This window comes from Pseudomonadota bacterium, assembly GCA_010028905.1.
Taxonomy (GTDB): Bacteria; Vulcanimicrobiota; Xenobia; order RGZZ01; family RGZZ01; genus RGZZ01.
The window spans coordinates 1-10,347 of sequence record RGZZ01000147.1 but is presented as its reverse complement, the minus strand read 5'-3'; the positions used below and the strand labels follow the sequence as shown (position 1 = coordinate 10,347).

Genomic DNA, 10,347 nt, shown 5'->3' with positions numbered 1-10,347 from the left:
GCCACACGGTGACCACATCGAGCGGGTTCTTCAGGCTCTCCGCGACATCCGCGGGGCGCCGCGGCTTCAAGGGGGCCTGCATAAGCACGGCCTTCACAAGGCTCAGGGCCGTGCCCGCCTCCTGCTGGCGAAGGATCTCGAGCGTCTTCTCGTCCTTGCGGCGGTGGGCCTGAGGACGCATCTCGAGGAACATGCCCCCACCGATGGTGTGCTCCGCCGTGGAGTTGCGCAGCACGAAGCGGTCGCCCCGTCGCGCGGTCACGGGGGCGTCGAGCACGAACTGCACCAGTCCGGTGGCCCCCGGTTCCACCTCGTCAGCGTCGAGCACGATGACCTTGCCGAGGGCTTCGCAGGTGCCGAAGTAGAGCCGCACGCGGCTGCGATTGCGCAGCGCGCGACTGTCCTTGCGCAGCTCTACCTGCGCATCGACGCGGTCGGTTGACACGAGCGCGTCCGGCGAGCCGAGCACCTGCCCGCGATGCACGCTCGCCACGTCGACCCCCCCAAGATTCACCGCCACGCGCTGCCCAGCCAGCGCCTCTTCAGCGGGCTCACCATACACCTGCAGCCCGCGAACCTTGGTCTCCACCGCCTCCGGCATGAGCGTCACGCGATCGCCCTTGCGCAGGCGCCCAGACCAGAGGCTGCCCGTGATGACGGTTCCGAAGCCCGCCTTCGTGAAGACCCGATCGACAGGCAGATAAGCGGGGCCTTCGAGCACGCGAGGGGGAACGGAATCGAGAACGGTGTCGATGGCCTTCAACAGCTTGCGCGTGCCGAACCCGGTGACGCCAGAGACCGGGACCACCGGCGCGCCCGCGAGAAAAGTGCCCGAGAGATACTCTGTGACCTCCTCGAGCGCCATCTGCAGGAAATCCTCGTCGACCAGGTCGGCCTTTGTGAGCGCCACCACCCCGGCGGGAATCTTGAGCTGCTCGAGGATCTCCATGTGCTCACGGGTCTGCGGCATGACGCTCTCGACCGCATCGATCACCAGCAGCACCATGTCGAACCCGCCCACGCCGGCGAGCATGTTCTTGAGGAACCGCTCATGTCCGGGCACATCGACGATACCCGCCACCCGCTTCGACGGGAGCGCCAGATGGGCGAATCCGAGATCGATGGAGAGCCCGCGTGCCTTCTCCTCCGGCAGGCGATCGGTCTCAATGCCCGTGAGCGCCTTGATGAGCGTGGTCTTGCCGTGATCGACGTGACCCGCCGACCCGAGAATGAAGAAACGTGACGCGCTCACGAGATCGCCTCCTGGCAGGCGGCCACGATGCGTTCCTCATCGCCCTGCAGCAGGGTTCGCACATCGAAGGCCACGCAGCCGCTCTCCGCGCGTGCCACAACCGGCGTGCGGGCGCGTCTCAGACGGGCGACGAGCACATCTTCCGCACAGCCGGCCCGCAAGGTCACCCGCCAGGTGGGAAGCTCGTGCGCGGGGAGCGACCCTCCTCCGGGAAGCGAGGTTCCCTCCGTCACATCGACCTGCGCCGCATCCCCCAGCGCCGCGACGAGACGCGCCGCCAGACCTCGGGCACGCTGCTCCAACGCCTCGAGCGGCGCCGTCAGCATGGCGAGAACGGGCACCTTCTCCGAAACGGTCTCGGCATCCCGGTACAGCAGCAGGGTCGCCTCGAGCGCGGCGAGGGTCATCTTGTCGCATCGAAGGGCCCGCATCAGCGGATTGCGCGCGCAGCGGGACACCGCGTCGCGTCGCCCCACGATGATGCCCGCCTGCGGTCCGCCCAGCAGCTTGTCGCCAGAGAAGCAGACCAGGTCAAGACCGGCCTCCACACACGCGCGCACCGTGGGCTCGTGGGGCAGGCCGAGACGCGTGAAGTCGACGAGGGCACCCGAACCGAGATCAAGGGCGGTGGCCACCCCCTTCTCTCGTCCGATGGCGGCCAGCTCTGTGACGCTCACCTCGCGCACGAACCCGATGATGCGGAAGTTGCTCCAGTGACTCTTCATGAGGAGCGCGGTGCGTTCGGTGAGGGCCTCGACATAGTCTCGGGGGTAGGTCTTGTTCGTCGTGCCGACCTCTACGAGGGTGGCACCGCTTCGAGCAAGGACCTCCGGCAGACGAAACGCCCCGCCGATCTCGATCAGCTCAGATCGAGAGACCACCACCTCACGCCCCCGCGCCAGCGTGTCGAGGATGAGAAGCACGGCGGCCGCATTGTTGTTCACCACGCACGCGTCCTCGGCGCCGGTCAGGGAACAGATGAGGTCGATCAGCGACGCCGCGCGTCGCCCCCGCTGACCGCTGGAGAGGTCGTACTCGAGGTTGATGTAGCCCTCGGCGGCACACCGGGCAGCCTCCACGGCCGTGGGGGCGAGAACGGCGCGCCCCAGATTGGTGTGAATCACGACGCCGGTCGCGTTCACCACGTGCGTAAGTCCGGGCGAGAACATGGTTCCGAGGCGGGTGAGGGCCACCTCGACGATGGCCTCGTTGAGCGGCGAGGCCACAGCCTCTCCCTGCTTCAGCCGCTGACGAATCGAGGTGCTGGCGTCTCGAAGCGCTTCGACCACGGCCGCCCGGGGAAACCGCTCGAGGAGAGGTAGCACCTCGGCGTCTCCCAGCAACCTGTCGATGGAAGGGAGGCTTCTGAGCGCCCCGTTCGGGTCGGTCACTTCACGAGCGTACCGAGTGCGGCATCGACCTTCACGCTGAATCCAGGCAGCCCGGCCTCCGCCAGCGCCTTGGCGCGGGTGTAGGCTTCTGACTGTGACGGGAACGAGCCGGCGATGACACGGTACACCACCTGGTCATCTTTCGTGCCCTTGCGAATCTCTGCCTGCAGGTCGGGGTTGGTCTCGTGCAGCTTCTCGATGGTGAGGTGCGCCTTCTCGAGCGTCGAGAACAGGCCAAGCTGAATCGCCCATCGCTCACCCGCAGCCCCCGAGGGAACCGAAACAGGTGCCGCGGGACGCGCGGGCGTGGGCGCTGGAGTGGCAGGCTTCGCGGGCTTCGGGCGCGGCTTCCACTTGACGGGCTTGAGAATGGGAACTGCCGGTGAGGTGGTCACGACCACGCTCGTGGAACCATGCCCCGCGGGCCTGGGCGTGGCGCTGGCCACGGGCTTCGGCGTGGCGCTGGCCACGGGCTTCGGCGTGGCGCTGGCCGCGGGCTTGGGCGTGGCGCTGGCGACGGGCTTCGGCGTGGCGCTGGCCACGGGCCTGGGCGTGGCGCTGGCCACAGGCCTGGGCGTGGCGCTGGCCACAGGCTGGCGTGGCGCTGGCCGCGGGCTTGGGCGTGGCGGACGGTGACGACGAGGCGATACGTCCGCGAGCGGTGAGCTCCGCGCGGGCTCGGTCCATGACCTTGTCGGCTGTGGACCCCGCGTTCGAGACCGTGCTCTCGCGATAGACGAAGTCGACCGGCACGCCGCTCTCGAGCTCGACCAGACCAACGACAACGAGATCTCCGGGCTTGACCTTCAGGCGCTCCTCGCAGTAAGCGCGCTCGGCTGCCTTGTCGAAGTGGTAGGAGTAGATGGGAAGCAGCTTGTGGCTCCATCCGCGCTGAAGGCGCTGCCGGGTGAGGCTCTCGATGACAGCGCGCTCCCGCGCGGCCATATCCTTGTCGGCCCCATTGCCGACCACGAGCACGGCCATGTCCCTGCCCGCGGCAAACGCCGGCACGAGCGGCGCCACCAGCGCCGCAGCCACGAACATGCCTGCAACCATGAGCGATGTGGGTCTCATGCTCAGTCCTCCAAGCCGCCACGGGGCGTATCCCCAGCCCGGAGATGGCGGTGAACAAGATTCAACCCGAAAAAGTTCGCGGCGCCGCTGGAATTCCCTTCAAGCCGCGCCGCGAGGTGGCGCGCTGTTAGTCCTTGCTCTTGTCGCGCCGCTTGAGCATCTGCGTGGCGAATCCCAGGCACACCGCCGCGTAGAGCCCTAGCCCCACAATACCGCCGATGCCGGCGTCGCTGGGAAGCAGCGAGATGTCCCACACCTCGGCGGAGGGCGCCGGCGCCTGCATGATCTGACGCGTCGGGCTGACGAGCATGAGGGAAGGCCAGGTATGGACAGAGAGCAGGTGCCCCACCATGCCGCCGCACCACTTCAAGATGGTCAGGTAGGGAAAGAGCTTTGACACGTCGCCCTCGAGGGGTACGAGAATGCCGGCCAGCACCACCTGGGGGAGAAGCACCACCGGCAGCAAGGTCATGGCCAGGTTCTGGTTGGGCACCACCGACGACACGGCGAGGCCAAGCGCGACACCCCCCAGGTTCGTCATCCACAAGACCATGAACATCTGCCCCATGAACCCGTCGACATCGGGCTTCTGCAGATAGGAGAAGACGATGAACGTGAACGCCAGGCTCTGCAGCGCCGAGACAGCCGAGAGCACGAGAAACTTCGACATCAGGTACGGAAAGATGCGCAGGTTCACCGAGCGCTCGCGCTTGTAGATGGGCAGCTCCTTCACGATCTCACGAACAGAGTTGAGGGTGCCGCACATCAGCGAGAACAGGGCCAGGAGAAAGATGAACTTCTGCGCGGTTCCGAGCTCCTTGGCGCTGCGGGCGATGAACAGGTTGTCCTTGCCCCAGACAACGACCAGCAGAACCAGCGCGAGAACGGGCGCCTGCGCGAACAGAACCCCCAGGTTCGTGCGATCGCGCGTGATGATGTCGAGATATCGCTGCATCAAGATCTGCAGCTGGCGCACCCCGGAGCCCTGGCGGGTGGGGGCGCTGGCCGAGGCCGGCAGCGACGCGCGTGGATTCGCCGCGGCCTGGGAAGCCAGCGCCTGCACCTCATTGAGACGGGACTGCACGTACTGACCGTGGAGCTGGCTGCGCCGGAACTCATCGCCCCACTGCTCGGGGGTCTTCTCGCGCTCGAGCTTGAGATAGATCTCCGGGAAATCGCGCGCGCCGAAGTAGGCGAGCGCCTCCTTGGGCGGGCCGAAGTAGGCGAGATAACCGCCACGCGCGAGAAAGGCGATGCGGTCGCACAGCATGATGTTCGTGGTGGCGTGGGTGATGACGATCAGCGTATGGCCCTGGTCGGCCAGATGGCGGAAGATCTTCATCGCCTCGAGCTCCATGCCGGGGTCGAGGCCACTGGTGGGTTCGTCGAGAAAGAACAGGCGAGGACGGGTGAGCAGCTCGACCCCGATGCTCACGCGCTTGCGCTGACCGCCAGACAGGCTGCTGACGGGCACGTCGCGGCGCTCGCTGAGATGCAGATCGCGTAGCACCTCCTCGATGCGGCCGTCGCGCTCGTGCGGATCGACGTCGTCGGGCATGCGCAGCAGGGCCGCGTAGTGGAGGGCGCGGTGGGCCGTCAGCTCAGGATGGATGATGTCATCTTGAGGAACGTAGCCGAGGGCGGTGCGAAAGGCCTCGATGTTTGCATAGTAGTCGAGGCCGTTCAGCAGCACCGTGCCCTGATCGGCCGGCCGGAAGCCGCTGAGCGCATTCACCAGCGTCGACTTTCCCGCCCCCGAGCCGCCCACGACCGCCACGAACTCGCGCGGCTGTATCGACAGCGAGATGTCACGCAGCAGCAGCTGCCCCCCCGCCACGACGCGACGCAGACCGATGGCGTCGAGACGGGCGTTGCCGGCTTCGCTGTAGTGCTCGAGCTGCTGTCCGTCGAAGAAGAAGGTGTGCTCGCTGATCTTGATGACGGCGCCGCGCACCAGCTGCACGGGGGTCTGGGGCGCGATGCGCTGGCCATTGACGAAGGTGCCGTTGGTGCTCCCCAGATCGCGGATGGCAAAGGCCCCCCCGCGAGAGAGAAGCTCAGCGTGGAAGCGAGAGGCCTGCAAGCTCGGCACAACGATGGTGTTGGCCGGGTCGCGCCCGATGCGCACAACCTGATCAGGCTGCAGGCGCTGCTGGTTGACCTGACCCGCGACCACCGAGGGCAGATGCGTGGGCGCGGGCGAGAGCGGGCGCCCGCCACCCGCCGGCGGCGTAGCGCCGCTCGCAGAGGCCGAGGGCTGCGCAGCGGGCGGTACGTTGCCCTCAGGACGCGGTCCGGCCCCCGAGGCAGACGGCGCTGCAAACCCGCCGCTCCCTCCCGCAGGCGGCATCGAGGCGCCGCCGGCTGGCCCCGCTCCGACCGGCGCGGCATACGCACCGCTCCCCGCGGCAACCGGTCCCGCGGAGGCCGCGCCCGGCGGGTGGTAGACCAGGAAGTAGGGACCGATCTTCACCACATCGCCCTGGCGCAGCTGCTGCTCCCCCACACGCGTCTGGTTGACGAAGACCCCCCCAGAGCCGCTCACATCGGTGATGACCGCCGAACCCTGGCGACACTCGACCCGCGCATGGACGGGCGCCACATCAGGGTGAGCGAGGGTAAGGGCATTCTGCGGATCGCTGCCGACCGAGATGGACGCCGTGGGGATCTCGAAGCTCTCGCGAACCTTGTCCGGTCGGATGATGAAGAAGATGCCGTACGGGCTCAATGGCCCCTCCCGATCTGGCGCGATCGACGCTCTTGCAGTCTTGCGCCTGTGCACAGGCGCCGCCTCTGGAGTTTTCCGCTACCAGATGAAATCCCTGTGGCCGACTCGTCTCCGCGGGGTTGGAGGAACCGAACGCCGTCCGCGCCAACTTCCCGTTCGCGCACATCGACGCAAGATCGAGGAGCCCCTTCATGAGCGACTGGTACACCGAGCACGTCTCGCAGCACGAGCAGCACCGCCACGCCTACGGCGAGGTGCTGTACGAAGGCCAGACGCGCTGGCAGAGCGTGAAGGTGGTGCAGAGCCACCGGTACGGCAAGATCCTGATGCTCGACGACGACATCCAGTCGGCCCAGGGTGACGAGCGCCTCTATCACGAGGTGCTGGTGCATCCCGCACTCATCAGCCTGCCACGTCCGGCCCGCAGCGTGCTGATCATGGGCGGCGGCGAGGGGGCAACCCTGCGCGAGATATTGCGTCATCGCACCATCGAGCGCGTCGTCATGATCGACCTCGACGGCGAGCTTGTCGACATCTGCAAGGAGCACATGCCCGAGTGGGCCGCGGGCGCCTTCGAAGACCCCCGCCTCGAGCTTCACGCCGATGACGCGCGCGCCTACATCGACCGCTGCACCGAGAAGTTCGACTGCGTCATCCACGACCTGCCGCAGCCACTCGAGGATTCACCGCTGCGACGGCTGTTCAGTCGCCAGTGCTTCGAGCGGGTGCGCGACGTGATGCACCCGGACGGGGTGATGTGCATGCAGGCCTGCAGCGCCAAGATGACCACCAACCGCATGCACCACGCGGCGGTTCACACCGCGCGACAGGCCTTCGCCCATACCATGCACGCGTTCATCCCCTCGTTCTCGAACGACTGGGGCTACTGCGTGGCAAGTAGCAGCGTCGACCCGTTCGCCATCTCGGCCGACGAGATCGACGCCCGCATCGCGGCGCGGGTCGAGGGGTCGCTCGAGATGTACAGCGGCGCCATGCATCACGCCATGCTGGCGCTTCCCCCGTGGTTCGAGCGAGAGCAGGCCGCCATGGACGTGGTCATCGACGACGACGCGCAGCTGCCCGCGCGCCTGTTCAACGACGGGAACTGACGCCCCCCGGCAGCGGTTCCGTCAGGCCAGCACGCGCATCCAGCTGTCGCCGTCGCGATCGATGAGCCCGTGCACCTTGAAGTCGGCATCGATCTCGACGCTGAGATAATCGATGATCTGCTGGGTGACCTCTTCTCCAGGACAGATGATGGGAATGCCTGGAGGATAGGGCGTGATCATCTCACTGGCCACCTCACCGAGGGCATCGGCCACCTTGACCAGCCGAGACGGCGCGAAGAACGCCTCACGAGGCGTCATGCGAATGGGCGGCCAGTCCGGGAGCTCGAAAGAAGGACCAAAGGTACGCTCGAAGGGGTGCACCTCGGCGTCTCCGCGGGCAGCGCGCTCCGCAAGATCGCGCACCCCCTCGACCAGCCTGGCCAGATCCTGCTCGCGATCACCGATGGTCACGAGGCAGAGCACGTTGAAGAGATCTGACATCTCGGCCTGAACGTGATGGTGCTTGCGCAGCAGCGCCTCGAACTCATACCCCGTGATCCCGAGGCCTCGCACCTGGAAGCTGAGGCGGGTGGGGTCGAAGCCAGAGACGCCCGGGCGCCCGATGAGCTCGCGACCGAAGCTGCCGACACCGGGAATCTCACGCAGCGCCTGTCGCGCATTCTCAGCCAGCCGCACGGTCTGCTCGAGCAGCGCGTCGCCCTCGAGCACCATCTGCTTTCGCGCCGCGTCGATGGACGAGAGGATGAGGCAGCTGGGGCTGGTGCTCAAGAAGAGTCGCGCGACCGCGTCAACGCGGTACGGATCGAGGCGGCGGGTGCTGATGTGCAGCATCGAGCCCTGCGACATGGCCCCCACGAGCTTGTGGGTGCTGTTCACGGCGGCGTCGGCGCCGCACCACATGGCCGAGCTGTCGAAGCCGCGCCAGAAGGGCAGATGCGGCCCCCAGGCCTCGTCGACCAGGGCGAGCACATTGCGCTCGTGCGCCAGGGCGATGATGGCTCGGATGTCAGCCAGGGCGCCATAGTACGTGGGGCTGACAACAAGAAGCGCGCGGGCGTGCGGGTTCTCGTCGAGCGCTCGGCGGTACGACTCGACCGTGGGCGTATGGTCGATGTTGTGCTCGTAGTCGTACTCAGGGTACACGTAGACGGGCAGCGCCCCCGTGGTGATCGCGGCGCCCCAGGTCGACTTGTGGGCGTTTCGCGGGATGAGGATGGTGTCACCGGGCGCGCAGGTCGCCATGATCATGGCCTGCACACCGCTCGACGAGCCATTGATGAGAAACCAGGTGTGATCGGCGCCATAGGCCTGCGCGGCCAGCTCTTGGGCGTCGCGCAGCGGTCCGCTGGCGTGGTGGAGGTCATCGAGCCCGATGCAGGTGGTCACCTCGAGACGCAGCGCCTGCTCTCCCACCAGGTCTCTGAACTCACGCAGCATGCCGCGACCGTGCTTGTGCCCTGGGACGTGGAACGGGGTCACGCCCTCGCGCGAGTAGGCTGCCAGCGCTTCGAAGTATGGCGTGTGACGCTGTGCGTCGAGCCAGGCCTGCAACGCCTCCCCCGTGAGAGGGCTGCCATTGCGCTGGTAGGCGAGGGGCAGCGAAGCCGTCGATGGAACAGGGGGTGGGGTCAAGACGTCCTCCGTGAGGTGCGGGCGCTGACCGGCCGGTTCCGGTAGCGTCGTGATGCCGTGCGCGCGTCCACGCGCCCGGTCAGGGGCGGGGCCTTCGCGCGGGATGGCGGGCTTTCCTGGCACACCGCACGCTGTCGATGCGACCAGCGACCGCGCTTCCATCGTTCCAACGGCCATCGACAATCGTGCCAGAGCCGGTGGCGAACCGCCCCTCGGATCAGCGACGATGATGATGGAGGCGGGTGCCCTCCTGGCCCAGAAGAACAGTGACCATTCTCACGGACGCGACGAACGGCATTTGTTACAATCTGTAATAAGGCTCCCTGAAAAGCAACCCGCCCACGGGCTGCGCCGCCGGAGTTGAGGAGGAAGACAACATGTGCAACGGCTCCCCGCATCTCGACGGATCAAGGCTCCGACGAACCGCCTCCGCCGGTCTGGCCCTCGTCCTGGTGCTGCTTGTGGTCTCGGTGGCAAGCATCCTGAGCGACAGCAGCTCGAGCTACACGCTCACCGCCACGTCGAACCTCGTGGGCAACACCAACGTCACCGCCCCCGACGGTACCCTCGTTCCCTTCGGCACGGTGTACCTGCTCTCGACCGGCACCTACAACAGCCTGTCACGCAAGACGCGGGCCCTGGTGAGCATCGGGGGTAACACGGTGTACCGCTACGCCGCGTACGCCAAGTCATCCATCGACATGTCGTCGAACGCCAACACCGACTCGTACAACTCGAGCAACGGCGCGTACAACACGTCGACAAACATCTCTTCGAACGGGTCGGTGGGCACAGAAGGGCTGCTCACCCTCTACAGCAACACGGTGATTCACGGCAACACGTCAGCCGCGCGATACCAGCTGAACGGAACCGCCCAGATCACCGGAACCCAGGGTGCGGCTCCCAACGTCTCCCTGCCTGCCATCGACTTCTCCGGCCCCCAGACCTCCAACAACAACGGCACCGGCTGGACCATCACGGGCGGCACCATGGCATACAACTCGTCGACGAAGGCACTCACCGGAAGAGGCACCATCACATTCAACCAGGGCGGAACCTACTACTTCAGCTCAGTCAACATCTCCGCCAACTCGAACCTCGTGGTCTCGTCGAGCGTCACCAGCCCGGTGAAGATCTACGTCTTGAACGACTACACCACGTCGTCGAACTTCGCGATGAACAACCAGACCCAGAAGCCCA

8 protein-coding genes are annotated in these 10,347 nt (G+C 66.7%); 3 read left to right on the top strand and 5 right to left on the bottom strand.

Going from position 1 to position 10,347, the window contains the following annotated elements; all coding sequences use genetic code 11:
- The 3 genes from selB to EB084_11820 form a co-directional block, all read right to left on the bottom strand.
- Positions 1-1,252 (bottom strand): selenocysteine-specific translation elongation factor (gene selB / locus EB084_11830; GenBank protein NDD28944.1); only part of this gene is annotated, 1,252 nt, incomplete at its 3' end.
- Positions 1,249-2,643 carry an L-seryl-tRNA(Sec) selenium transferase gene (locus EB084_11825; protein NDD28943.1) on the bottom strand — a complete coding sequence of 465 codons (1,395 nt, stop codon included), beginning with the start codon at positions 2,641-2,643 and terminating at the stop codon, positions 1,249-1,251. The genes EB084_11825 and selB, both read right to left, overlap by 4 nt.
- Complete coding sequence (locus EB084_11820) at positions 2,640-3,044, bottom strand: SPOR domain-containing protein (protein ID NDD28942.1); 405 nt, start codon at positions 3,042-3,044, stop codon at positions 2,640-2,642. The genes EB084_11825 and EB084_11820 overlap by 4 nt, the downstream gene beginning before the upstream one ends.
- 4 nt (positions 3,045-3,048) lie before the next feature.
- Between EB084_11820 and EB084_11815 the strand changes: the two genes are divergently transcribed.
- Positions 3,049-3,279 carry a hypothetical protein gene (locus EB084_11815; protein NDD28941.1) on the top strand — a complete coding sequence of 77 codons (231 nt, stop codon included), beginning with the start codon at positions 3,049-3,051 and terminating at the stop codon, positions 3,277-3,279.
- Positions 3,280-3,844: 565 nt separating this feature from the next.
- Here the strand turns inward: EB084_11815 and EB084_11810 are convergent.
- Positions 3,845-6,499 carry an FHA domain-containing protein gene (locus EB084_11810; protein NDD28940.1) on the bottom strand — a complete coding sequence of 885 codons (2,655 nt, stop codon included), beginning with the start codon at positions 6,497-6,499 and terminating at the stop codon, positions 3,845-3,847.
- A gap of 137 nt (positions 6,500-6,636) precedes the next feature.
- Between EB084_11810 and EB084_11805 the strand changes: the two genes are divergently transcribed.
- Positions 6,637-7,554, top strand: coding sequence for a methyltransferase domain-containing protein (locus EB084_11805; protein ID NDD28939.1), 918 nt, complete (start codon positions 6,637-6,639; stop codon positions 7,552-7,554).
- A 21-nt stretch (positions 7,555-7,575) separates the two neighbouring features.
- Here EB084_11805 and EB084_11800 read toward each other — a convergent pair whose 3' ends face one another.
- Positions 7,576-9,324 (bottom strand): aminotransferase class I/II-fold pyridoxal phosphate-dependent enzyme, encoded by a 1,749-nt coding sequence (locus tag EB084_11800; protein ID NDD28938.1) that lies wholly within the window; start codon positions 9,322-9,324, stop codon positions 7,576-7,578.
- A 200-nt stretch (positions 9,325-9,524) separates the two neighbouring features.
- Between EB084_11800 and EB084_11795 the strand changes: the two genes are divergently transcribed.
- On the top strand, positions 9,525-10,347 hold an 823-nt coding region (locus tag EB084_11795; protein NDD28937.1), incomplete at its 3' end, for a hypothetical protein.

Coding starts and splice junctions, on each gene's coding strand:
- EB084_11805 (NDD28939.1), top strand. CDS start 6,637: ATGAGCGACTGGTACACCGAGCACGTCTCGCAGCACGAGCAGCACCGC.
- EB084_11800 (NDD28938.1), bottom strand. CDS start 9,324: ATGGCCGTTGGAACGATGGAAGCGCGGTCGCTGGTCGCATCGACAGCG.